Raw genomic sequence first — 23,436 nt, 5'->3', positions numbered from 1 at the left:
GATCCGAAATCCCGGGGCTGCGGGACCGAGGGGGCTACGGGGCGTCCGGGAGGAGGGTGTTCTCGGAGCGGCGGCCGGCCAGGTAGTCGGTGACATTGGCGACGGTGGTGTCGATGATCTGGCTCACCGCGTCGGTCGTGTAGTAGGCCTGGTGGGAGGTCACGACGACGTTCGGGAAGGTCATCAGCCGGGCCAGGGTGTCGTCCTCGACGGTCTGCAGCGAGCGGTCCACGAAGAAGACCCCGGCCTCCGCCTCGTACACGTCGAGGCCGACACCGGTGAAGCGGCCGGCCCGGAGTTCCGCGACGAGGGCCTCGGAGTCGATGAGGCCGCCGCGGCTGGAGTTCACCAGGATCGCGTCGTCCTTCATCCGCCGCAGCGCCGCCGCGTCCAGGAGGTGGCGCGTGGACTCCAGCAGCGGCACGTGCAGGCTGATCAGGTCCGAGGAGGCGAGCAGCTCCTCCTTCTCCACGTACCTCATGCCCATTTCCACACAGGCCGGGTTGGGCTCCAGGTCCCAGCCGAGCAGCTTCATGCCGTGCCCGTGCGCGATGCGGGTGAACGCCTCGCCGATCTTGCCGGTGCCGAGCACCCCGGCCGTCCGGCCGTGCATGTCGCGGCCCATCAGCCCGTCCAGGCGGAAGTCGAAGTCCCTGGTGCGGGTCGCGGCCCGCACGATGCGCCGGTTCACGGTCATCGCGAGGGTCCAGGCGAACTCGGCCACGGAGTAGGGGGAGTAGTACGAGACCCGGCTCACCGTCAGGCCGAGCCGGCGCGCGACGTCCAGGTCGATGTTGTTGAAGCCGGTGGAGCGCTGGGCGATCATCCGGGTCCCGCCGGCGGCCAGGATCCGCAACACCCTCCCGTCCAGGTCGGCGTTGACGCTGGAGGAGACGACCTCGTACCCGGCGGCGATGGGGGCGGTGTCCTCGGTGAGGAAGACGTCCAGGCAGCGCACCTCGTGCCGGCCGGCGAACGCGGCCTCCAGCATCGGCTTCTCGTCCGACTGCACGCCGAATGCCAGGATTTCCACGTTCGCTCCCGTCCGCAGGACCATGGGCCGTCCCCCACGATACGGCCCATGGCGTGCCGTCCCCCCGGCGGCTCAGCCGAAGAAGACGCCGGCCTCCTGGTAGAGGGCGGGATCGACCGTCTTCAGCTTCGCCGTGGCGTCGCCGATCGGCACCCGGACGATGTCCGTCCCCTTCAGCGCGACCATCTTCCCGAAGTCCCGCTCGTGCACGGCGTCGATCGCGTGCAGACCAAACCGGGTCGCCAGCCACCGGTCGAAGGCGCTCGGGGTGCCGCCACGCTGGATGTGCCCGAGCACCGTCGTGCGGGCCTCCTCGCCGGTGCGCGCTTCGATCTCCTTGGCCAGCCACTCGCCCACGCCCGAGAGCCGGACGTGCCCGAAGGAGTCCTTGGTGCCGTCCTTCAGCACCATGTCCCCGTCCTTGGGCATGGCGCCCTCTGCGACCACGACGATCGGCGCGTAACTCGCCTTGAACCGGGAGGTCACCCAGGCGCACACCTGGTCGACGTCGAAGCGCTGCTCCGGAATGAGGATAACGTTGGCCCCGCCGGCGAGCCCGGAGTGCAGGGCGATCCAGCCCGCGTGCCGGCCCATGACCTCGACAACGAGGACGCGCATGTGCGATTCGGCCGTGGTGTGCAGGCGGTCGATGGCCTCGGTCGCGATGCCGACGGCGGTGTCGAAGCCGAAGGTGTAGTCCGTGGCCGACAGGTCGTTGTCGATGGTCTTCGGCACGCCGACGCAGGGGATGCCGTACTCCTCGTAGAGACGGGCGGCGACCCCCAGCGTGTCCTCGCCGCCGATCGCGATGAGCGCGTCCACCTCGTACTTGGCCAGGTTGTCCTTGATGTCGCGCACCCCGTTCTCCGTCGTGAACGGGTTGGTGCGCGAGGAACCGAGGACGGTGCCGCCGCGGGGCAGGATGCCGCGGACGGCGGGAATGCCGAGGGGGACGGTCCGCCCCTCGACCGCGCCCCGCCAGCCGTCCTTGAACCCGACGAATCCGCAGCCGTATTCCTGCTCGCCCTTGCGGACGACGGCCCTGATCACCGCGTTGAGCCCGGGGCAGTCGCCGCCGCCGGTCAGCACTCCGACCTTCATTGCATCTCCCTTCGCCATGACGGTCACGCTAGTGGTGACGCAGGTCACAACAGGGGACCCGAAGGGGGCAATTCCGGTGGAATCGAGGGGCGTTGCGTACGCCCGTTCACTCGTACGAGGACGTAAGTACGATCGACGGTCGCGCGCACGGCCCTCAGGCGTCGTCGAGGCCCGCCTCTATCGCGTACCGCACGAGCTCCACCCGGTTGTGCAACTGCAGCTTGCCCAGGGTGTTCTGGACGTGGTTCTGCACGGTGCGGTGGGAGATGACCAGCCGCTCCGCGATCTGCTTGTACGACAACCCCTTGGCCACCAGCCGCAGCACCTCGGTCTCGCGGTCGGTCAGCTGCGGCGCCTTCGGCTCGTCGGAGGCGGTCGGCGCCGGATCGGTGGCCAGGCGCCGGTACTCACCGAGCACCAGGCCGGCCAGGCCCGGGGTGAACACCGGGTCCCCGGCGGCCGTGCGGCGGACGGCGTCGATCAGCTCCCCCGCGCCCGCGGACTTCAGCAGATAGCCGGTCGCGCCGGACTTCACCGCCTCCAGCACGTCCGCGTGCTCACCGCTGGCCGACAGGACCAGCACCCGCAGCGCCGGGTGGGCGCCGACCAGCTCCTTGCAGACCTGCACGCCCGGCATTCCGGGGAGGTTGAGGTCGAGGACCAGGACGTCGGGGGTGACCGCGCGGGCCCGGCGTACCGCCTCGGGGCCGTCGCCGGCGGTGGCCACCACATCGAGGCCGGCGGCGGCCAGGTCGCGAGCCACGGCGTCGCGCCACATCGGGTGGTCGTCGACGACCATCACCCTGATGTCGGGGTGCTGCTGCGGCTGCTGCGGGTCGTTCACGTCGGTTCGCTCGCTCACTTCTTGTCCGTCCTGCCCCTGGGTACCTTCAGTTCCACTTCGGTGCCCTGCCCGGGGACGGACACCAGATCGGCGCTGCCGCCGAGGTCACGCAGCCGGCCGCGGATGGAGAGGGCCACTCCCATACGGCCCTCGCCCTCCGCCTGGTCGAGGCGGCCCGCCGGGATGCCGGGGCCGTCGTCGCGGACGGTCACTATCACCTCGTCGCCCCAGTCCTCGACCAGGATCCACGCCCTGGCCCCTTCCCCGGCGTGCTTGCGCACGTTGTCGAGGGCGGCGCCCACGGCCGCCGCCAGCTCCTTCGCTGCCGGTACCGGCAGCGGGACCGGGGTGCCCGGCTCGGCGAAGCTCACCCGGGAGCCGGCGTGCGGCGCGAGGAGCGTGCGCAGGTCGAGATCCTCGCCGTCCGCGCCGGGCACGTCGTCCTCATAGGCGTCCACCAGCGCGCCGCGCGACTCGTCGCGGGAGACCCGGGAGGGCTGCACCAGACCGCTGGAGACGAGCGTGCGCAGTGCCACCTCCTGCTCCCCCGCCATCCTGCCGAGCTCCTCCGCCTCTCCACCCAGTTCGAAGCCGCGGCGCTGGACCATGGCCAGGACCTGGAGGACACCGTCGTGGATGTCGCGGGCGAGGCGCTCGCGCTCGCGGGTGGCGGCTTCGATCTCCAGGGCGCGGGCGAGGGTGTTCTCACTGGCCCGGGCGACCTCGACGACGTAGCCGATGGCCACCGAGGCGACCCAGACCAGCAGGACGTTGTGCAGGGTGTCCCGGGTGGGCTGGCCGCTGTGGATGAGGATGTTGGCCATCGCCACCAGCGTGGAGGCGAAGCAGGCCCAGCGCCAGCCACCCTTGATGGCGAAGCCGAGGACCGCGCCCGCCGTCCAGATGGTGGGGAGGGTCGGGCCGCCGCCGACGATCCGCTCGTGGCTGTCCACGAGCGGCGTCAGCAGGATCCCGACGATCGCGACGGTGAGGTCCGCGACGAGGAAGCCCTTGGTGCAGCTCGCGGCGCTGGAAACCCTGCGGAAGGTGGCGAGCGTCCACAGGGCGAGGACCGCGAGGTAGCCGGCGGCGGGCCAGGGGTGCGGGAACTGCCGGTACGCCGAGGCGAACAGCAGCACCGCGTAGAGCATGGTCAGCAACCGGTACGCGGTCAGGGCGCGCCAGAGCGGCTGCTCGACCGACATGCGTACGACGCGTTCGCGTTTCGCCATCTCCCCCACCCCCCTGACGGGCGGTACCGCCTGCCGCTACTCGCCGCTGTCGGCCGTGCCGCTCTTGTCGCCCTTGTCGGCCCGGTCGGCCTTCTCCGCCCTGGCCGCCTTCTCGGCTTCCTTGGCCGCCTTCTCCGCGTCGGCGATCTGGCGCTTGGCCGCCGTCGCGTAGATGTCGACGTACTCCTGACCGGAAAGCTTCATGATCTCGTACATGACCTCGTCGGTCACCGAACGCAGGATGAAGCGGTCGCCGTCCATGCCGTGGTAGCGGCTGAAGTCCAGCGGCTTGCCGATCCGGATGCCGGGGCGCATGAGCTTGGGGATGACCTTGCCGGGCGGCTGGATCTTCTCCGTGTTGATCATCGCCACGGGGATCACGGGCGCGCCGGTGGCCAGGGCCACGCGGGCCAGGCCACCGGGCTTGCCGCGGTAGAGGCGTCCGTCGGGTGAACGCGTGCCCTCGGGGTAGATACCGAACAGTTCACCGCGTTCGATGACCTCGATACCGCTCCTGATGGCTGCCTCGCCGGCGCCGCGGGCGCCGGAGCGGTCCACCGGGAGCTGGCCGACGCCCTTGAAGAACGCGGCGGTCAGCTTGCCCTTGACCCCGGGGGAGGTGAAGTACTCCGCCTTCGCGATGAAGGTCACCTTCCGGTCCAGTACGGCCGGCAGGAAGAACGAGTCGGAGAAGGACAGGTGGTTGCTCGCGAGGATCGCCGGCCCCTCCGCGGGAATGTTCTCGAGGCCCTCCACCCACGGCCTGAACGCGAGCTTCAGCGAACCGCCGATGGAGAACTTCATTGCGCCGTAGATCAACTCGAAAGCCTTCCTGTGTCTGTCGAACAGACCTTATCCCGTGCCCCCGCCGACAGGGGCCCGACGACCCTGGCCGGTGCCACCCCGGTCGCGTACGGTGAAGTCACACAGAGCAACGCACCCGCCCGACGTACGTCATGATCAAGGAGACCCCTGGTGCCCGTCCTCCCTGGAGCCGAGCCGTTCCGCCACGAGGGCGGAGAGGTCGGCGTCCTTCTCTGCCACGGCTTCACCGGTTCCCCGCAGTCCCTCCGTCCCTGGGCTGAGTACCTCGCCGGGCGGGGCCTGACGGTGTCGCTGCCGCTGCTGCCCGGGCACGGGACGCGCTGGCAGGACATGCAGCTCACCGGGTGGCAGGACTGGTACGCCGAGGTGGACCGCGCCCTGCGCGAGCTGCTGGAGCGGTGCACGCAGGTGTTCGTCTTCGGACTGTCGATGGGCGGCGCGCTGACCCTGCGGCTGGCGGCCAAGCACGGGGACGCCATCAGCGGCATCGTGCTGGTCAACCCGGCCAACAAGGTGCACGACCCGCTGGCCTTCGCCCTCCCCGTGGCCCAGCACCTCATCCGGTCGACGCCGGGCATCGCCAGTGACATCGCGAAGCCGGGCTCGGTGGAGGTCGGCTACGACCGGGTCCCGACCCGGGCCGCGCACTCGCTGCGAAAGTTCCTGCAGCTGGTGGACGCCGAGCTGCCGCAGGTGACCCAGCCGCTGCTGCTGCTGCACAGTCCGCAGGACCACGTCGTGCCGCCGGCCGACTCGGCGCGGGTGCTCGCCCGGGTCTCGTCGACCGACGTGACGGAGACCCTGCTGGAACAGAGCTACCACGTCGCGACGTTGGACCATGACGCGGAGCGGATCTTCGCGGACAGTTTTGCGTTCGTCGGCCGACTGGCGGAGAGCGTGGGCAGGGAGGGGGCGGAGGCCGGTGGCTGAGCACGAGGAGCAGTCGGGCGGTATCCCGCCGCTGGACGAGGAAGCGGCGTGGGCCGCGATCGTGGCCGGGTACGGGCAGGAGCCGCCGGACCCGCCGGGGTCCAGGCCGTTCCGGCCGATCGAGAACCTCCTGCTGCCGGAGGAGGACGTCAAGCCGCTGCCCCCGGAGCCCGGCCCGGACGCCGGGACCGGGTCCGAGCCGGAACCGCCCGCACCGCCGGCGCCCGCACTGGGCAGCTCGGTGGTCTTCGCCCCAGGCGTGGGCATGGCGGGTCCCCGGGACCACTCGCTGGCGGAGCCCGGGGACGACGACCTGACCCCGGCGGACGAGGGCCATTTCGTCCAACCGGAGCCGGAGCTCCCGCCCGCGGACACGACGGCGAAGTTCGCGTGGCTGGCGGTGATCGGCGGCCCGGTGCTCCTGCTGCTGGCGGTGCTGCTGCAGTGGGAGATGACCTGGTGGCTGACGACGCTGGGCATCGGCGGCTTCCTGGGCGGGTTCGCGACGCTGGTGGCCCGCATGCAGCACGGCGACGACGAGGACGACGACCCGGGCCGCGGCGCGGTCGTCTGACCGGCCGGGCAGGCGGCACCTGCCCGCCCCCCTGCGGCCGGGGAGCGCGGGGGCCGCGGTGCCCGGGGAGGGCACCCCGCGGTTTCGGCCCCGCCGAGGATCGGGGCGCGGGGTCACGGGAGCAGCACCCGCGCCACGGCGCCGTACCCGGACCGCCCGGCTACGGCGCGGCCGGCAGCCGCAGTGCCGCCAGGACGGGCAGGTGGTCCGTGGCGGACCGCAGGTCCGTGGCCGAGACCCCGGCCAGCCCCGCAGGAACACCGCAGGCCAGCACCTGGGCATCCGCCGTGGCGAAGACCGCGTCGATCCGCCGGTCCGGAGCCGCCGCCGGGAAGGTCCGCTCCCCGCCCCACGGCGCCACCGACCAGCAGTCCTGCAGTGCGCCGGCGAGCCGCCGGAAGGCGGGACCGGCCGGCCCCTCGTTCACGTCGGCCGCGGCGATCCCGTAGGGGGTGTCCAGCGCCGCGAGCCGGTCGAGGAGGAGGTCCGCCTGGTCCCGCCGCTCCGCCCGGTCCAGGGACAGGTGCGCCGAGACCACGCCCAGCCGCACGCCGCCGATGCGCACGACCGCGGTGGCCAGGCCCCGGCGGTGCAGACCGGGCCTGTGCGGCAGCAGCACGTCCTGCGTCCGCTCCACGAAGACCCGTAGCGAGCACAGCAGCAGCGGCCCGGTCGCCGTCGCGCCGCCGCCCAGTACCACCAGGTCGCACCGGGCGGCGAGGCGCGCCGCGTGCTTGCGCCAGCGGAAGAACCGGGGCGCTTCCTGGACGAGGACCAGGTCCGGCTCGCAGGCCCGGATCACCCGGACCAGCGCCTCCTCGTCGTCGCGCAGCGAGCGGATGTTGTAGCTGAGCACCCGGATCACGGCGGAACCGTCGGGCTCCGTACGGGACTTCGGCAGCGGGCGGGGCGACTGGTCCATGGACGGCACGATACGCAGCCGCCCGCCGCTCCCCCAGGGGGCGCGGCGGGCGGCCGGGGTGGCAGAGGTCAGCCCTGGCGGGCCAGGTCGGCCGCGCCGACGAGCCCGGCCCTGCCGCCGAGCTGCGCGGCGAGGACCTGGGCGTGCGGGCGCCAGGCGCCGCCGACCAGCCAGCGCTTGAAGGACTTGCGGATCGGGTCGAGCACCAGGTCGCCCTCGTCGGAGACACCGCCGCCGACGATGAAGGCGGACGGGTCGAAGAGGGAAGCCAGGTCGGCCAGCCCTGCTCCGGCCCAGCGGGCCAGCTCGCGGAAGGCGTCGACGGCGACGAGGTCGCCCCGTCGGGCGGCTTCGCTGATGTGCTTGCCCTCGATGCCCTCGGGGGTGCCGTCGCCGAGCCCGAGCAGGATCGTCGCGTGCTCGGGGGTGGCGTTGGCGCGCTGCTTGGCGTAGCGGACGAGGGCGCGCCCGGAGGCGTACTGCTCCCAGCAGCCCTGGCTGCCGCAGCCGCACAGCAGGCCGTCCGGGACGACCCGGATGTGGCCGAACTCGGCGGCGACGCCGAAGCGTCCGCGCCGCAGCTTGTTGCCGATGATGATGCCGCCGCCCAGGCCGGTGCCGAGCGTGATGCAGATGACGTCGTCGTGCCCCTGGCCGGCGCCGAAGCGGTATTCGCCCCAGGCGGCGCAGTTCGCGTCGTTCTCGACGACGACGGGCAGCCCGATGCGCTGCTCGACCTTGTCCTTGAGCGGCTCGTGGCGCCAGTTGATGTTCGGCGCGAAGAGGACGGTCGCGCGCTTGTCGTCCACGTATCCGGCGGCGCCGATGCCGACGGCCTCGATGGTGTGGTTGCTGCTGACCTCGGAGACGGCGGCGCAGATGGCCTCCGTCACTCCGTCCGCGGTCGGCGGGGTGGGCACCTTGTACGTCTCAAGGATCGTGCCCTCTTCGTCGACCACGCCGGCCGCGATCTTCGTGCCGCCGATGTCGACGCCGATGGTGAGTCCCATTAGTCCCTCGGTTTCCGGTCAAGCCCCGCCACGGCCAACGGTACCCGAGGGCGCCGGGGGTTCAGTCGAGATCGATCCGCTCGGCGGGACCTTCGTCGGGGCCGTCCCCGCGGGGGTCGCGGTCGTCGGACGCCCTCCGGGGCCCCCGGGTCTCGCCCCGGGTCCAGCGGCCCTCGTGGCCCTCGACGGCGGAGCGATAGGCGGCGAGCAGCTCGGATCCGGCGGCCGCGAGGTGGTCGAAGACCTCGGGGTTGCGTTCGACGACGGGCTTCGCGGCGGTCTTCGCCTGGTCGACGATCTGGCGGACCGCCCCCTGTGCGGCGGCGCCGAAGAGCGGGTTGTTCAGCCCGGATACCTTGTCGGCGACCGCCTCGAAGAGCCTGAAGAGCTCTTCGGCGGCCGTCCCGGTGGCTCCGGAGCCGGATCGCTCCTGCCCGCGCAGGCGCTCCTTCTCGGCGGCGAGGTCCTCGGCACAGGCCTTGGCCCAGGCGTCGTCGTCGGTGGGACGGTCGGTGGCCTCGCTCATGGCGGACTCTCCTGCGGGCGGCTGCTGGGCGTGCGTGCTGTCTCCCTTCGACGGTACCCGAACGGGGGTATCCGGTTCAGCGCGCACGGGGCCACAGGTCGGGGTCCGGGGTGAAGCGGATGCGGAGCTCGCCCCCGGTGAGGGCGGCACCGGAGACGGTGCAGCGGCGCAGTACCGGGGGCAGTGGAACGATCCTGCGGTACGGGCCCGCGGTGAGCAGCAGCTCGTCGCCGCGGCGGACGAGATCGAGGTCGCGTTTGTGCGCGCCGGGCAACGGAACCACCCAGACGAGGACGCCGTCGTCGGCGAGCCGGTCCTCGACGGTCCAGGCCCGGCGGGGTGCGGCCGCGTCCGGGAGGAGTCCGCCGGCGGCGGCGAGCCGGTCGAGGTCGTCCTGGCCCTGGGGGGCGGGGCCGAGGTGGGCGAGGGCGACGACGGGGCTGTCGCCGGCCCACTCGGCGGCGTACTTCTCCTGCTGGGCGGCGAGCCCGGCGAGCCAGGGGTCTGCGGAGCCGTGCGGGACCATCCGGTTGGCGACGACGGCGGAGACCGGCAGCTGCTGGAGGGCGAGGCCGAGGCGGCCGAGGCGCAGCGCGTCGGCGGCGGCCGGGCCGGGCTCGGCGACCAGGCGCACTTCGGTGGTGTCGGCCTCGACGACGGCCTGGACGGCTGCCAGCTCCTCGTCCCAGTGCGCGGCGGCCTCGTAGAGCCACTGGGCGGGCATGGGCACACCGGCCAGCTGCGCCAGTACGGGGCGCAGGGCGCGGGCGGCCTGCTTCTCGGCGGGGAGCAGGCGGGCGAGGTAGCGGCGCAGCTGGGCGGGGAGGGCGAGGGTGGCCACGGCCTGGTGGAGCGGGGGCAGGTCGACGACGACGAGGTCGGTGGCGGGTGCGGAGGCGGCCCGGCGCAGGGCGCGGAGCAGGGCGAACTGTTCGGATCCGGGCAGTTCGGTCAGTTCCTCGGCGCCCAGCGGCCGGGCGCCGACCATGGAGAGGAGAGCGGATCCGCGTTCCTGGAGGGCGACGAGTTCGTCGCGGAACTCCTGGCCGGAGTCCACCCTGGCGATGCTCAGGCCGGGCGGGAGCGGGTCGCCGAGGAGTTCGGCGAGCGGGTCGGCCGGATCGCCGGAGAGCAGCAGCACCCGCCGGCCCCTCCGGACCGCGGCGAGGGCGGTGGCGGCCGCCACGGTGGTCCGCCCGGACCCGCCGGGGCCGGTGATGAGCAAGGTGTGCATGTGCGGTGCTCCGGATCGGTGGGGTGCGCCGCCGCGCGGGGCTGCGGCGGGAACCCGCGGGTGGTGCCGCGCCGGGCCGGGCGCGGCACCACCCCTGGGTGCTCGGTCGGACTCGGGTGCCCGGTCGGGATCGACCCCGTCGGGATCGACCCGGTCGGGATCGACCCGGTCGGGATCAGACGGACTCGACGCGCTTCTTCAGGCCCGCCAGGGCGCGGTCGATGATGACCTTCTCGGCCTTGCGCTTGATCATTCCGAGCATGGGGATCTTGACGTCGACGGTCAGCTGGTAGGTGACCTCGGTGCGCGTGCCGCCGTCCACCGGGACCAGCCGGTAGGAGCCGTCGAGCTGGCGCAGCATCTGGGACTTGTCCAGGGTCCAGCTGACCTCGTCGGTGCCCTTCCAGGTGTAGGCGAGGGTGTGGTCGTCCTTGATCGCGCCCGCGTCGAGCAGCAGCCGGACCTTCTCGGCCCGGCCCCCGGCGTCGGTGGCGAGGACCTCGGCCTCCTTCACCTCGCCGGTCCACTCGGGGTAGCGGGCGAAGTCGGCGATCACGGCCATCACGTCGCCGGGCGCGGCATCGATCGTGATGCTTGAGCTGGTGTGTTCCGCCATCGCGGTCGCTCCTCCGGAGATTGTTCGAGGATGTGTACGGCCTCCGGCCGCCGCGTGAAGGCTACCGCGCGTGCGGACGCGGCCACTCCAGTGGTCGGGCGGTCCGGGTGCGGGCCGCATGGATCAGGCCGGTTCTCACCACTCCATGGCCCAGGGGCGGCCGGTCGAGGCGAAGTGTCCGACGTTCACGCACTCGGTGGCGCCGATCCGCATCCGCCGGACCAGCGGCTGGTGGACGTGGCCGAAGAGGGCGTAGCGGGGCCGGGTGCGACGGATGGCGGCCAGCAGGGCCTCGCTGCCGCGTTCGAAGCGGCGTGCGACGGTGTCGTAGCAGAGCTCGGGCACCTCCGGCGGGATGTGCGAGCACAGCACGTCGACCTCGCCGAGCGCCTCGACCTTGGCGGCGTACTCCTCCACGTCCACTTCGTAGGGGGTGCGCATGGGCGAGGGCAGACCACCGCCGACGAAGCCGAAGATGCGGCCCGCGATCTCCGCGCGCTGCCCGTCGAGCACGGTCAGGCCGTGGCGGTCGGCGTACTCGGGCCACAGCGTCGGGATGTCGACGTTTCCGTAGGTGGCGTAGGTGGGCCGGGGGAAGGCGGCGAACATCTCCGCGTACTGGCGGCGTACGGCGTTTTCGATCATCTGCTCGCGGTCGAGGCCCGCCCACAGCCGCCGGCCGAGGGCGCGAGCATCTTCGAAGCGGCGCTGGTTGCGCAGCTCGACGATGAGGTCGGCGTTCTCGACGCCGAACAGGTCGGGGAAGATCCCGCGCGAGTGGTCGGCGTAGTCGAGGAAGAGGACGAGGTCGCCGAGGCAGATCAGGGCGTCGGCGCCGTCGCCGGCGCGGGCGAGGGCTTCGGTGTTGCCGTGCACGTCGCTCACGACGTGGACCCGGGTGCGGCTCGATCCGCTCGCGCCGCCGCCGTTCCCGTCCCGCTTGCTGCCAGCCATGCGCACCACCCTAGGGGCACTGGTGAGGGCCGGGTAGTGGCGGTGTGAAAGGTCGGCCTACCTGCGGTTACTTCCGAGTCTCCGGAGGGGTCGACTACTGTCGGCGAGTCGGGGCCGGACCCCGTGAGTGCAGAATGTGACGCACGGAACATCTGGCCGGTTCCCTCTATCGGGAACCCACTACCGGTGGGTAACGTCCGGTCGGTCCACATGGTGGCGATGGCGCCCAGAGGAGCAGCAGTCTTGCGCGAGTTCAGCCTTCCGGCCCTGTACGAGGTCCCGTCGGACGGGAACCTGACGGATCTCATCCGCCGCAATGCCGCTCAGCACCCAGACACCGCCGTGATGAGCCGCAAGGCCGGCGGCCGGTGGCAGGACGTGACGGCGACTGAGTTCCTGGCCGAGGTCCGCGCCACGGCCAAGGGTCTGATCGCGGCGGGCGTCCGCCCCGGCGACCGCGTCGCCCTGATCTCCCGCACCCGCTACGAGTGGGTGCTCATCGACTTCGCGATCTGGAGCGCGGGCGGCGTCACCGTCCCCGTGTACGAGACGAGCTCCCCCGAGCAGATCCAGTGGATCCTCGGCGACTCCGGCGCGGTCGCCGTGGTCGTGGAGGGCCCCGGGCACGGCGAGGCCGTGGCCTCGCTGCGTGACCGCCTGCCGGAGCTGCGCGAGGTCTGGGAGATCGAGCAGGGGGCGGTGGAGGCGCTGAAGGCCGCGGGCGCGGCCGTCACCGACGCCGAGGTCGAGGAGCGCAGCAGTCTGGCGAACGCCGACGACCCGGCCACCATCGTCTACACCTCGGGCACCACCGGCCGCCCCAAGGGCTGTGTGCTGACCCACCGCAACTTCTTCGCGGAGTGCGGCAACGCGGTGGAGCGGCTGAGCCCGCTGTTCAAGACCGGCGAGTGCTCGGTGCTGCTGTTCCTGCCGGCCGCGCACGTCTTCGGGCGCCTGGTGGAGGTGGCGGCCGTACTGGCGCCGATCCGCCTGGGCTGCGTACCGGACATCAAGAACCTCACCGACGAGCTGCAGTCCTTCCGCCCCACCCTGATCCTCGGCGTCCCCCGGGTCTTCGAGAAGGTCTACAACTCGGCGCGCGCCAAGGCGCAGGCCGAGGGCAAGGGGAAGATCTTCGACGCGGCGGCCGACACGGCCATCGCCTACAGCCGTGCGCTGGACACCCCGCGCGGCCCGTCGTTCGGGCTGAAGCTCAAGCACAAGATCTTCTCGAAGCTGGTCTACAGCAAGCTGCACGCGGTGCTCGGCGGGCGCGGCGAATACGCGATCTCCGGCGGCGCGCCGCTGGGCGAGCGCCTCGGCCACTTCTTCCGCGGCATCGGCTTCACGGTCCTGGAGGGCTACGGCCTGACCGAGTCCTGTGCCGCGACCACCTTCAACCCGTGGGACAAGCAGAAGATCGGCACGGTGGGCCAGCCGATGCCGGGCTCCGTGGTGCGCATCGCGGACGACGGCGAGGTGCTGCTGCACGGCGAGCAGATCTTCACCGGCTACTGGAACAACGAGGCGGCGACCGCCGAGGCGCTGACCGACGGCTGGTTCCACACCGGCGACGTCGGCACCCTCGACGAGGACGGCTACCTGACGATCACCGGCCGCAAGAAGGAGCTCATCGTCACGGCGGGCGGCAAGAACGTGGCCCCCGCGGTGATCGAGGACCGGATCCGGGCGCACGCGCTGGTCGCCGAATGCATGGTGGTCGGCGACGCGAGGCCCTTCGTGGCCGCTCTGGTGACCATCGACGAGGAGTTCCTGGGCCGCTGGGCGGCGGAGAACGGCAAGCCGGCCGGGGTCACGGCGGCGGAGCTGCGCGAGGACGCGGACCTCATCGCCGCCGTCCAGAAGGCGATCGACGACGGCAACGCGGCGGTCTCCAAGGCGGAATCGGTGCGGAAATTCCGCATTCTGCCCTCCCAGTTCACGGAGGAGTCGGGACACATCACGCCGTCGCTGAAGCTCAAGCGCAACGTGGTGGCGAAGGACTACGCGGACGAGATCGAGGCGCTCTACCGCGGCTGATCCCGCCTCGGCGGGCCCGCGGCCGAGGCCGTGGTCAGCGGGGGTCGGCGGTGAGGATCCGGGCCATGTTCCGCTCGGCGAGGGCGGTGATGGTGACGAACGGGTTCACACCGAGCGACCCCGGCACCAGGGAGCCGTCCACCACGTAGAGCCCCTGATAGCCCTTGACCCGCCCGTAGGCGTCGGTCGCGTCCCCGAGGACGCAGCCGCCCAACGGGTGGTAGGTGAAGTCGTCGGCGAAGGCCCGGTTCCCGCCGAACAGGTCGTAGCGGTAGATCGTGAAGTTGCGCCGGTTGATGCGGTCGAAGAGGCTCTTCGCCGCGTTGACCGCGGGCGTGTTCTGGTCCCGCCGCCAGTTCAGGCGTGCGGAGTCGGTGGCCGCGTCGTAGGTGAAGTACCCGCGCTCCGGGTTCCTGGTGATGGCCAGGTACATCGAGATCCAGTGTTCGAGGCCCATCGGGAGCGGGGCGATCTCGGCGAAGACCGGGTGTGCGGCGTTGTCCCAGTCGTCGATGCCCAGGGCGGGCATGGTGGCCTGGTGGGCGCCGACCGTGTCCCAGAGGTGGTTGGCGCGGGCGGTCATGACGTTGCCGTTCGGGCCCCAGCCGCGCCCGACCTGCTCACTGAGCGCGGGCAGGGCGCCGGTCTCACGGGCCCGCAGCAGGATCTCGGTGGTTCCCAGGCTGCCGGCGCCGAGGAAGAGCTGTCGGCAGCCGAGTTCGCGGACCTGGGTGACCTTCCCCGTCACGTCGCTGGTCCGGACCGTCAGCACGTACCCGCCCGCGGGGTCGGGCCGCACCCCGACCACGCGCTGCATGGTCTCGATGGTGACGTTGCCGGTACCGATGGCGGCGGCGAGGTAGGTCTTGTCGACGCTCTTCTTCCCGTGGTTGTTGCCGTAGATGACCTCGCCGGCCAGTGCCGAGCGGGGCGCCGTGCCGGCGGCCTCGCGCTTCATGTGGGCGAAGTCGTAGACGTTGGGCACGAAGACGGTCCGCAGACCGGTGTTGCGGGCGTGCTTGCGGGAGATCCGGGCGAAGCGGTACCACTCGGTGGACTCGAACCAGGCCGGGTCGATGTCGTTCACGCCGAGCATGGCGCGGGCGCGCGGGAAGTACGTGCCGTACATCTCGTCGGCGTCCACCCCGGGGAAGACCTCGGTGAAGTACGACCGCCTGGGGGTGGGGGCCATGCCGCCGTTGACGAGGGAACCGCCGCCGACGCCGCGCCCCACGTAGACGGACATGCCTCCGTAGTTCACGCGGTCCAGGACGCCGGGGTACGGGCTGATGTCCCGGTTGACCACGTCCAGCCAGAGGAACTGCGCGAGCGGGGCCTCGGTGCGGGTGCGGAACCACATGGAGCGGTGGTCGGGGGCGGAGGTGGAGGGGAAGACCTTGCCGTCGGGCCCGGGGGTGTCCCACAGCCGGCCCATCTCCAGGACGACGGTCCGCACGCCCGCCTGCCCGAGCCGCAGGGCGGCGACGGCGGATCCGTAGCCGGACCCGACCACGACGGCGGGGGCGTAGGGAGTGGCGGCGGGCTCGACGGCGGCGGCGGAGGCCGCCCCGATCCGTGTGAAGCCGAGCGCGGCGGCGGTCGAGAACGCGCCGAGACCCAGCATTTGACGACGTGTCAGGTTGGGTGTCATGGCCGCATCATGAGCGGATTCGGGCCGTCCGCCCAGACGCGGTGTTGACAGACATCCGAGGAACAGTCAGGCGTGGGAACCGACTCCGCCCGGTTCCTCCCGGCCGCCGCCGGCCTCTCCCGGCGGCTCCGGGCCCCTCCCGGCCGCCGCGGGCTACAACAGCTCGCGCAGGCGGGACGCCAGGAGGTCCCAGCGCCACTTCTCCTCGACCCAGGCGCGGCCCCGCTCGCCCATGCGGGCGCGCAGGTCCGGGTCCCGGAGCAGGGCCACGATCCGGTCCGCGGCCTCCTCGGGGGCACCGCCCCGCACCACCCAGCCCGTCTCGCCGTCCAGCACCGCGTCCGGCGCGCCGCCGGAATCGCCCGCGACCACCGGCAGGCCCGTCGCCGAGGCCTCCAGGTAGACGATGCCGAGCCCCTCCACGTCGAGACCGCCCCGCCGGGTCCGGCAGGGCATGGCGAAGACGTCGCCCGCGCCGTAGTGCGCGGGGAGTTCGGACCACGGGACGGCTCCCGTGAAGACCACCGACCGGGCCACGCCCGTGGACTCGGCCAGCGCGCGCAGGTCCGACTCGTACGGTCCGCCGCCGACGACCAGCAGCACGGCGTCGGGGACCGCGGCGAGGATCCTCGGCATGGACTCGATCAACGTGTCCTGGCCCTTGCGCGGGACCAGCCGCGACACGCACACCACCACGGGCCGGTCCGTCAGGCCGAGCCGGGCCCGGACCCCGTCGCCCCCCGACCCCGGGTGGAAGGTCTTCTCGTCGACGCCCGGCGGGAGTTGGACCATCCGCGCCGCCGCCCGGCCGGTGACCGCCGAGGCGATCCGGGACCGCGTGTACTCCCCCAGGTACGTGAGGGTGTCCGTGCCCTCGCCGATCCGCCGCAGCAGCCCGCGCGCTGCCGGCAGCTGGGCCCAGCCCGCCTCGTGCCCGTGGGTGGTGGCCACGATCCGCCGGGCACCGGCCCGCCGCAACGCCGGGCCCATCAGGCCGAGCGGGGCGGCGGCCCCGAACCACACCGACTCGCAGCCGTGTTCGCGCAACAGGCCGACGGCGCGCCGCGTCACCCGCGGGGTCGGCAGCAGCATCGTCGTACGATCGCGGACCACCTGGAACGGCTGCTCGGCGTCGAAGGCCGCGGTGGCCTCACGGCCCTCCGCGCCGTGCTTCCACGTGGAGGCGTAGACGACGACCCGGTCGGGATCCAGTCGCAGCGCCATGTTGTGGAGGAAGGCCTGGATGCCGCCCGGTCGCGGCGGGAAGTCGTTGGTCACGATCAGGGTCTTGTGCATCGCCTGCCGACAGTACCCGCTCAGCGCAGTTCCTCGCGAAGGAACTCCCGCCAGGCCTTCGACAGCTCCGCCCGGTCCACCCCGAGGGCGGTCGGCAGCGCGGTCTCCAGCGGTTCGCGGCCCGCCCGCCCGTACAGGTCCACCAGGGCCTCCTCGCCCCATTCGGCCGCGATCAGCCGGCAGGCCAGCCACGCCCCCTCGTAGGCCCGCGCGGCCGCCTCCGGGTCGCCACCGAAGGCGAAGTCCTCCGTCCGGGGCAGGTCCCCCGGCAGTTCGCCGCGCCGCACCGCCCGGGCGAGCGCCGGGGCGGCCTGCGCGGGGGGCGTGGAGGCACCCCGGTACGCCGCCCAGTCCGCGAAGCCCTCGGAGAGCCACTGGGGGGTGGTGGCGGAGGTCGCGGCGCGCGTGGCCACGTGCGTGACCTCGTGGGTCAGGATGATCCGCCGGCCCTCCGCACCCAGCCCGGCGTACCCCTCCGGATTGAGCACGACCCGGTCCGCGGGGGCCGGGCCCGGGCCCGCCCGGCCGGTGGTGACGGCGCCCAGCCCCCGGTAGGTGTCGGCGGGGCGGCCCAGCAGCCGCGCCATCGCGTCGAGGGAGCCGGGGACCAGGACGACCACCCGCCCCGCCCACGGACCGGGCCAGGCGGCACGCGCGGCGGGCACCGCCCGGTCGGTCTCGGCGGCGACCTCCCGCAGCGTCCCGGCGCCCTGGCCTGCTCCGCCGAGCACCAGGGAGTAGGTGCCGGCGGCCACCGAGACCGGGCCCTGGTCCCACAGCTGCGGCAGGGCGCCCGGCGCGGGCCGGTCGGCGCTCACCCGCCAGGTGCCGCCCTCCCGGGCCAGCTCCACCTCGCGCGCCGACTCCTCGGGGGCGGTGTCGTGACCGGCCAGCCGGTAGCGCAGCCGGGCCGTGGCGACGGCCCGGTCGCCGTCGCGCCGCACCGCGGAGACCGTGTACGACCAGTCGGCCAGCGGGATCCCGGCGAGCCGCTCGGGCACCGACCGGGACCAGTCGGCGACGGCCCGGCGGACGTCCCGGCCGGCGGTGTCGGCGGTCCCGGCCGGCCGCGGGCCGCAGGCGACCGGCAGCGCGCACAGCAGGAGCAGCACGAGCGGCAGGAGGCGCGGCGGGCGGCGGACGGGGAGCATCCGCCGATCGTACGCAGGCCGCCCCGGACGGCGGGGAGGGGAGGGCGGCGGACGGAAGGGCGGCGGGGGGCGGTCCGCCGCCCGCGGGGTCAGGGGCGGGTCACCGCCGACACCGGCATCATCCCGACCGGGTCGTAGCGCACCCGCGCCCCGGGATAGGGGGCGTGGACCACCTGGCCGTTGCCGACGTACATGCCGACGTGGCTGGCGTCGGACCGGTACGTCACGAGGTCGCCCGGGCGGGCCTGCGAGAGCGGCACCTGCCGCCCCGCGTGCCGCTGGGCCTGCGAGGTCCGCGGCAGCGAGACGCCCGCCTGCCGGTAGGACCAGACCATCAGCCCGGAGCAGTCGAAGCCGGAGGGGCCGGTGGAGCCCCACACGTACGGGCGGCCGACGGCGGCCCGGGCAGCCATCACGGCGGCCGCGGCGCGGCCGGAGGAGGGGCCTCCGCCGCCGGCGGGGCCCAAATCCGGCAGCGTTTCGTGGCGCCCGCCGGAGCGCGAGGAGCGCTCGAAGTCGGCCCGCTCCTCGGACGGCATGGAGTTGAGCAGCCGCTGGGCCGCGGCGAGCTTCGCGGTGACGGAGCGCTTGTGGCGGGCGACGTCGGAGCGCAGGGCGTCGAGTTCGGCGAGTTTGTGGGAGGCCTCCGCCCGCACCTGCCCGAGCCGGCGCTGTTCCTGGCGCAGTTCGTGGAGCTGCCGGGCCTGGCGCTCGGTCAGCCGGTCCAGGGCCGCGGCCTGTTCCAGGTAGGCGTCGGGGTCCTCGGCGAGCATCAGCCCGACGGCGGGGTCGATGCCGCCGCTGCGGTACTGGGCCCCGGCGAAGGTGCCGAGGACGCCGCGCAAGGTGTTGATGCGCTGCTGGCCGCGGGCGACGGCGTCCTGGGCCCGGTTGACCTCGGCGCGGAGCCTGTCGGCCTTCTCGCCCGCCTCGTTGAAGTGCTCGGTGGCCTGCTCGGCCTCCTCGAAGAGCCGGTCCACTTGGGCGCTGACGCCGGACCTGGTGCCGCCGCCGGGCTCGTGCGGGAGGGCCGGGGCCGCGCTCGCGGGTGCGGCGGCCATGGCGACCGCGGCGGTCGCCGCGGCGGCGGTGAGGACGGTGACCTTCGGGTTCCGGTCGAGGCCGCCGAACCCGGGCCGACGATGGGACGCCACGTGCACCCGCTCCCTTCCGCTGAGCGGGGCCCGGGGCCGCCCCCCGTGGACGGCCGTGTGCCGGGTTCCGCGCTGGCAGACAGTAGCCGTGCGACCACGCACCGACCAACGACCGCCGGAGGGCACACACGCCGACGCCCCGCCGGAGACGCAGGTCACCGGCGGGGCGTGGGTCAGAGCGGGGCCGCGGAATTCGCCCGGATGGGCGGTGTGCGGCGCGTCAGATGCGGACGCCGAACTGGAACGGCATGTTGTCCATCGACTCGTACTTGACGCCGCCGCGCGGGTTCGAGGCGTGCAGCGTCATGTTGTTGCCGGCGTACAGGCCGACGTGGTGCAGGTCCCCGTAGAAGAAGACCAGGTCACCGGGCTGGAGCTGGCTGCGGCTGATGCGCGTGCCGTCGTTGGCCTGGGTGTAGGTGACGCGGCTGATGCTGACGCCGGCCTGCTTGTACGCCCACTGGGTCAGCCCGGAGCAGTCGAAGGAGTTGGGGCCCTCGTGGCCCGATATGTACGCGCTGCCGAGCTTGGTCTTGGCGGCCGCCAGGGCGGCTCCGGCACGACCGGAGGCACTGACGTTGCCGAGGTCGACGCGCTGGCCGTCGGCGCGGCTGGCGCGCGACTCCTCGTCCTTGAGCGCGGCGCGCTCCTGCGCCGTAAGGGTGTTGAGGATGGCCTGGGCGGCGGCCAGCTTCTCGGACGAGACCTTCTTCTTCTCGGCCAGCTCCTTGCGGGTGGCGTCGAGATCGGCGAGCTTGCCGGATGCCTCCTGGCGCTGCTGCGCGAGGGTGCGCTGCTTCGCCTGGATCTTCTGGACCGCTTCGACCTGCTTGCCGCTCAGGTGCTCCAGGGTGGCGGCCTTGTCGAGGTAGCCGTCGGGGTCCTCGGAGAGGAGCAGGGCGAGGGAGGGGTCGATGCCGCCGCTGCGGTACTGGGCACTCGCCATCGAACCGAGCGCGCTGCGCAAGTCGTTGAGCTCGCTCTGGCCGCGCGCGACCTGGTCCTGGATCTGCCCGATCTCCTTCTCCAGGGTCGCCTGGCGCTCCTTGGCCCCGTTGAACTTCTCGGTGGCCTGCTCCGCCTCTTCGTAGAGGGCGTCGACCTGGCTCTTGACCTCGTCCTTGCTCGGCTTCGCCGGGGCGGCGGAGGCACTCTGCGCGGTGAGCGCGACGGCCGCGGCCGCGACCGAGGTGAGCACGGTCACACGAGCGCGGGTCGGCTGCTTGGGTCGACGGTGGGACGCCACGAAGGCGAGCTCCTTCTTCCTAGAGCCGCCGAAGAACGCAACTCGGCAGCACCTCCGCCGCCACTCCGAATGAGTGATCTACCGCACGAAGGTTTGAGCAGACCCTAGTGACCCAGCTGTGATCAGTTCAAATCCTGCCGGGAAAAAACTCGGGCCCCGACCAGGTTCTTTACTTTCAGCGCACGCTCCGTGCCGAGCACTTGACGGTGCGTCCCCCACAGGAGGTGCCAATTCCGGCATTCAGGCTGGGAGTTACGAAACGCGCGAAAGCCGCTTCAGCAGCAAAGCGGACGTTACGGGCCGCGCCCCGGCCTTGGCCACCCCGTCGGCGACCTCCCGGTCCGTGGAGACCACGACCACCGGCCGGCCGGCCGGCTCCGCCCGCACCAACTGCCGGATCAGCTCGTCGGCGGTCACCCCGGCCTTGGAGAACAGCACCCGCACACCGCGCGGCGGAGCGAGCAGCACCGGGGCCGCCAGCTCCGCGCCGTCGAAGACACAGGTCATCTCCGCGCCCGTCTGCGCGGCCAGCATCGACAGCCCGCCCAGCAGCCGCAGCCGCTGCTTCTCCAGCGGCATCGTCGGATAGCCGGTCTTGGTCACGTTGTAGCCGTCGACCACCAAGTGGGCCTGGGGCAGCGCCAACAGCTGGTCCAGCAGGGCCGGATCGGTCTCCGACAGGGCCCGCGCCGCGATGTCCTTCGGCGTCATCCGGCCCGGCTCCACCGCGTCCACCGTGTCGGCCGGGCGGGTGTTCACCGGCGGCAGCGCCAGCTCGCGGCGCAGCCCCTGCGCCGCGTCCAGCACGGTGTCCAGCAGCAGTCGCAGCCGCATGTCCTCGATGCTGCGCCCCTCGCGGGTGGCCCGGCGCGAGGTCTCCAGCGCCGTCTCCACCTCCGCCAGGCGGGACTTGAGCCGACGGTTCTCACTCTCGGCCGCCGCCACCCTGGCCGCCGCCTCCCCGCGGATCCCGTCGATCTCGGCGGTCGCCTTGCGCAGGGCGGCCTCGCCGCGCTTGACGTCACTGAGGGCGCTGCGCAGCCGCCGCTGAAGCGATTCCGCTTCCTTTCGCGCGGCCTCCAGCTCGCCCCGCACCTGCTCGCCGCCTGTGCGCTGCAGCTCCCGTACCTGCTCCAGCTCCTCGCGCAGGCGCTCCAGCTCGCGCCGGGTCTCCTCGCCGACCCGCTCGGCGTCGGCGCGCTGCGCTTCCTCACCCGCGGCGGCCACCAGCTTGACCCATCCGGCGGGCCGCAGGACGAAGGCGGCCGCCGCCACGTCCAGCGGGTCCGCGGCCGCCGGCGGTGCGCCGGACTCCAGCGCACCGGCCAGGTCCGCCTGGGCCTCGCGCAGCTTCTCGGCGACCCTGCCGCGGAACACCGGATCGGTCTCGACCGCCGCGGCCATGGCGTTGCCCGCGAACTTGGCCCGCCGGGTCGGGGTGAAGCGGGCGTACTGGCGCAACTGCGCCGGCAGGTCCGCGACGGTCAGCGCGCCGAAGGCGTCCGAGACGAGCGCGACGACCCGGCGCCGCACACCTTCCGGAAGCGGGCGGTCGAGCGCCTCCGCGGCGTCGTCGGCCGCGTCGGCCGACCCGGCGCCGCTTGCTGGCTCCACAATCCGTCACCCCTACCGTGATGGTCTACCTGCGGACGGGGCTCCGTCAGGAGTCCGCGCCCGGCCTGTCCACGAGCTCGATCTGGTCCACCGCGTTGCACCAGCGGCAGCGGACCGACTCGATGGTCTCATTGACCACCTCGCGCTCCTCGACCTTGGGCTCCCCGGCGAGGTCCAGGTGGACGTACTCGACGACCTTCGACGAGCGGGTGACATCGAAGCGCGTGAGGTTGCCGCACAGGGTGCAGCGCCACCGCGTGGTGTCGGTCGGCAGGGGAACCGTCATCGGGCTGCTCGCTCCTTCGTAGCTGATTCAATTAAAGCGGCCCGTTCGGCCGTCCGCGTCGGCCTGCGTACCGCAGCTCGTAACCCTACGGCCTGGCAGCGCTTCAGGTGGGGTGCGTTGCGTCATGCTCTGTCACATGATCGTAAGGTGGCGGACTGTGCGCGAGGCTGTCCGGGGACCGGTGGTCACCCACGCGCTGATCGCGGGCTGCGGCGTGGTGTTCGTCCTGAGCCCGGCCTCGGGGCTCAACCCGGTCTACGGCACCGGCGACGAACTACTGGTCGCGGGCGCCGAGTACTTCCGGCGCTGGGGCGTGGTCCCGGACGAGCTCTTCACGGACACCCCCCGTGCCTGGCTGACCCCGCTGACCGCGCTCTTCGTCCACGGCAGCTGGCTGCACCTGCTGGGCAACATGCTCTTCCTCTTCGTCTTCGGCGCGATGGCCGAGGAGCGGATGGGCCGCCCGGCGTTCCTCGTCTTCTACCTCTGCACGGGCTACCTGGCACTGGCGGCGTACGCGGCGGCCAACGCGGAGTCCGCGCAGACACTGGTGGGTGCTTCGGGGGCGATCTCGGCCGTCCTGGGGGCGTTCCTGTACCTGCTGCCGAGGGCGCGGGTGACGAGCCTGTTCCCGTTCCTGTTCTTCCTGCCCCTGCGGTTCCCGGCGTGGATCGTGCTGCTGTTCTGGTTCGCCCTGCAGTGGGTGGCGGCGCACCGCGCGGAGAGCGGGCCGGGAGTCGCCTATCTGGCCCATCTGGTGGGGTTCTCGCTCGGCTTCCTCTACGCATGGGCCCGGTATCGGGGTACGACTAGAGTGAGGCGACCAGCGACGGCCACCGAGGGAGACAGCCAGCCGTGATCACCGCGATCGTGCTCATCAAGACCAGCGTGGACCGCATCCCCGAGATCGCCGAGTCCATCGCCGCCCTCGACAACGTCAGCGAGGTCTACTCCGTCACCGGGACGTACGACCTGATCGCGCTGGTCCGCGTGAACCGCCACGAGAACCTGGCCGACATCATCCCCGGCCGCATCAGCAAGATCCCGGGCGTCGAGGCCACCGACACGCACGTGGCGTTCCGCACGTACTCGCAGCACGACCTGGAGGCGGCGTTCGCGATCGGCCTGGACGCGTAGCGCCGGCTTCGACCGTCCACATCCCGGGCGCTGCCCGGACCCGCGCCTCCATCGCCGGCG

Annotated in this window: 23 protein-coding genes; 5 read left to right on the top strand and 18 right to left on the bottom strand. The window is 72.7% G+C overall.

Annotation, left to right across the window (positions count from 1 at the left end; genetic code table 11):
- Positions 1-34: 34 nt before the first annotated feature.
- The 5 genes from AW27_RS24945 to AW27_RS24925 all read right to left on the bottom strand — a co-directional run bounded on the left by AW27_RS24945 (position 35) and on the right by AW27_RS24925 (position 5,014).
- Positions 35-1,033, bottom strand: coding sequence for a 2-hydroxyacid dehydrogenase (locus AW27_RS24945; RefSeq protein WP_037927615.1), 999 nt, complete (start codon positions 1,031-1,033; stop codon positions 35-37).
- Positions 1,034-1,105: 72 nt separating this feature from the next.
- Positions 1,106-2,134 (bottom strand): 6-phosphofructokinase, encoded by a 1,029-nt coding sequence (locus AW27_RS24940; RefSeq protein WP_037926976.1) that lies wholly within the window; start codon positions 2,132-2,134, stop codon positions 1,106-1,108.
- A 154-nt stretch (positions 2,135-2,288) separates the two neighbouring features.
- Positions 2,289-2,933, bottom strand: a complete 645-nt coding sequence (locus AW27_RS24935; RefSeq protein WP_052031230.1) for a response regulator — start codon at positions 2,931-2,933, stop codon at positions 2,289-2,291.
- 59 nt (positions 2,934-2,992) lie between these two features.
- Positions 2,993-4,210 carry a MacS family sensor histidine kinase gene (gene macS / locus AW27_RS24930; RefSeq protein WP_037926977.1) on the bottom strand — a complete coding sequence of 406 codons (1,218 nt, stop codon included), beginning with the start codon at positions 4,208-4,210 and terminating at the stop codon, positions 2,993-2,995.
- Between the two features lie 36 nt (positions 4,211-4,246).
- Positions 4,247-5,014, bottom strand: coding sequence for a lysophospholipid acyltransferase family protein (locus tag AW27_RS24925; protein WP_037926980.1), 768 nt, complete (start codon positions 5,012-5,014; stop codon positions 4,247-4,249).
- Between the two features lie 171 nt (positions 5,015-5,185).
- On the opposite strand from AW27_RS24925, the gene AW27_RS24920 reads away from it, so the two are divergent.
- Both AW27_RS24920 and AW27_RS24915 read left to right on the top strand, forming a co-directional pair.
- Positions 5,186-5,965: an alpha/beta hydrolase gene (locus AW27_RS24920; protein ID WP_037926983.1), complete on the top strand. Its 780-nt coding sequence runs from the start codon at positions 5,186-5,188 to the stop codon at positions 5,963-5,965.
- A complete protein-coding gene (locus AW27_RS24915) occupies positions 5,958-6,539 on the top strand; it encodes a hypothetical protein (protein ID WP_037926986.1) in 582 nt (193 codons plus the stop codon). The genes AW27_RS24920 and AW27_RS24915 overlap by 8 nt, the downstream gene beginning before the upstream one ends.
- A 160-nt stretch (positions 6,540-6,699) precedes the next feature.
- On the opposite strand, the gene AW27_RS24910 is transcribed toward AW27_RS24915, so the two are convergent.
- The 6 genes from AW27_RS24910 to AW27_RS24885 all read right to left on the bottom strand — a co-directional run bounded on the left by AW27_RS24910 (position 6,700) and on the right by AW27_RS24885 (position 11,801).
- The gene (locus AW27_RS24910; protein ID WP_037926989.1) at positions 6,700-7,461 is read right to left on the bottom strand and encodes an endonuclease/exonuclease/phosphatase family protein; all 762 of its coding nucleotides are present in this window, start codon (positions 7,459-7,461) and stop codon (positions 6,700-6,702) included.
- A gap of 68 nt (positions 7,462-7,529) precedes the next feature.
- Complete coding sequence (locus AW27_RS24905; RefSeq protein WP_037926992.1) at positions 7,530-8,471, bottom strand: ROK family glucokinase; 942 nt, start codon at positions 8,469-8,471, stop codon at positions 7,530-7,532.
- A gap of 61 nt (positions 8,472-8,532) precedes the next feature.
- Entirely contained in the window at positions 8,533-8,997 is a 465-nt protein-coding gene (locus AW27_RS24900) for a DUF5304 domain-containing protein (RefSeq protein ID WP_037926995.1), read from the bottom strand.
- A 76-nt stretch (positions 8,998-9,073) separates the two neighbouring features.
- Positions 9,074-10,231: an ArsA family ATPase gene (locus tag AW27_RS24895; RefSeq protein ID WP_037926997.1), complete on the bottom strand. Its 1,158-nt coding sequence runs from the start codon at positions 10,229-10,231 to the stop codon at positions 9,074-9,076.
- A gap of 175 nt (positions 10,232-10,406) precedes the next feature.
- Positions 10,407-10,847, bottom strand: a complete 441-nt coding sequence (locus tag AW27_RS24890) for an SRPBCC family protein (protein WP_037926998.1) — start codon at positions 10,845-10,847, stop codon at positions 10,407-10,409.
- Positions 10,848-10,982: 135 nt separating this feature from the next.
- Positions 10,983-11,801: a metallophosphoesterase family protein gene (locus AW27_RS24885; protein ID WP_052031202.1), complete on the bottom strand. Its 819-nt coding sequence runs from the start codon at positions 11,799-11,801 to the stop codon at positions 10,983-10,985.
- Between the two features lie 243 nt (positions 11,802-12,044).
- Between AW27_RS24885 and AW27_RS24880 the strand changes: the two genes are divergently transcribed.
- Positions 12,045-13,841, top strand: coding sequence for an AMP-dependent synthetase/ligase (locus AW27_RS24880; protein WP_037927002.1), 1,797 nt, complete (start codon positions 12,045-12,047; stop codon positions 13,839-13,841).
- Between the two features lie 34 nt (positions 13,842-13,875).
- Here AW27_RS24880 and AW27_RS24875 read toward each other — a convergent pair whose 3' ends face one another.
- The 7 genes from AW27_RS24875 to AW27_RS24845 all read right to left on the bottom strand — a co-directional run bounded on the left by AW27_RS24875 (position 13,876) and on the right by AW27_RS24845 (position 22,239).
- Entirely contained in the window at positions 13,876-15,492 is a 1,617-nt protein-coding gene (locus AW27_RS24875) for a GMC oxidoreductase (protein ID WP_037927005.1), read from the bottom strand.
- Between the two features lie 153 nt (positions 15,493-15,645).
- Positions 15,646-16,788, bottom strand: a complete 1,143-nt coding sequence (locus tag AW27_RS24870; RefSeq protein ID WP_037927008.1) for a glycosyltransferase family 4 protein — start codon at positions 16,786-16,788, stop codon at positions 15,646-15,648.
- Positions 16,789-16,808: 20 nt separating this feature from the next.
- Positions 16,809-17,939 carry a hypothetical protein gene (locus AW27_RS24865; protein WP_078556948.1) on the bottom strand — a complete coding sequence of 377 codons (1,131 nt, stop codon included), beginning with the start codon at positions 17,937-17,939 and terminating at the stop codon, positions 16,809-16,811.
- Between the two features lie 89 nt (positions 17,940-18,028).
- Entirely contained in the window at positions 18,029-19,093 is a 1,065-nt protein-coding gene (locus AW27_RS24860; RefSeq protein WP_037927627.1) for a C40 family peptidase, read from the bottom strand.
- Positions 19,094-19,313: 220 nt separating this feature from the next.
- Positions 19,314-20,339: a C40 family peptidase gene (locus AW27_RS24855; RefSeq protein ID WP_037927009.1), complete on the bottom strand. Its 1,026-nt coding sequence runs from the start codon at positions 20,337-20,339 to the stop codon at positions 19,314-19,316.
- A 252-nt stretch (positions 20,340-20,591) separates the two neighbouring features.
- On the bottom strand, positions 20,592-21,956 hold the full coding sequence (locus AW27_RS24850) for an NYN domain-containing protein (RefSeq protein WP_037927011.1): 1,365 nt from the start codon (positions 21,954-21,956) through the stop codon (positions 20,592-20,594).
- Between the two features lie 43 nt (positions 21,957-21,999).
- Complete coding sequence (locus tag AW27_RS24845) at positions 22,000-22,239, bottom strand: hypothetical protein (protein WP_008738811.1); 240 nt, start codon at positions 22,237-22,239, stop codon at positions 22,000-22,002.
- 124 nt (positions 22,240-22,363) lie between these two features.
- On the opposite strand from AW27_RS24845, the gene AW27_RS24840 reads away from it, so the two are divergent.
- Positions 22,364-23,098: a rhomboid family intramembrane serine protease gene (locus AW27_RS24840; protein ID WP_037927014.1), complete on the top strand. Its 735-nt coding sequence runs from the start codon at positions 22,364-22,366 to the stop codon at positions 23,096-23,098.
- Complete coding sequence (locus tag AW27_RS24835; RefSeq protein WP_030850086.1) at positions 23,095-23,376, top strand: Lrp/AsnC family transcriptional regulator; 282 nt, start codon at positions 23,095-23,097, stop codon at positions 23,374-23,376. Before AW27_RS24840 ends, AW27_RS24835 begins: the two co-directional genes overlap by 4 nt.
- Positions 23,377-23,436 lie beyond the last annotated feature (60 nt).

It is taken from the genome of Streptomyces sp. PCS3-D2, from assembly GCF_000612545.2.
Lineage (GTDB): Bacteria > Actinomycetota > Actinomycetes > Streptomycetales > Streptomycetaceae > Streptomyces.
Note: the sequence above shows the minus strand (reverse complement) of the source record. Positions and strands in the feature narration are given on the sequence as shown.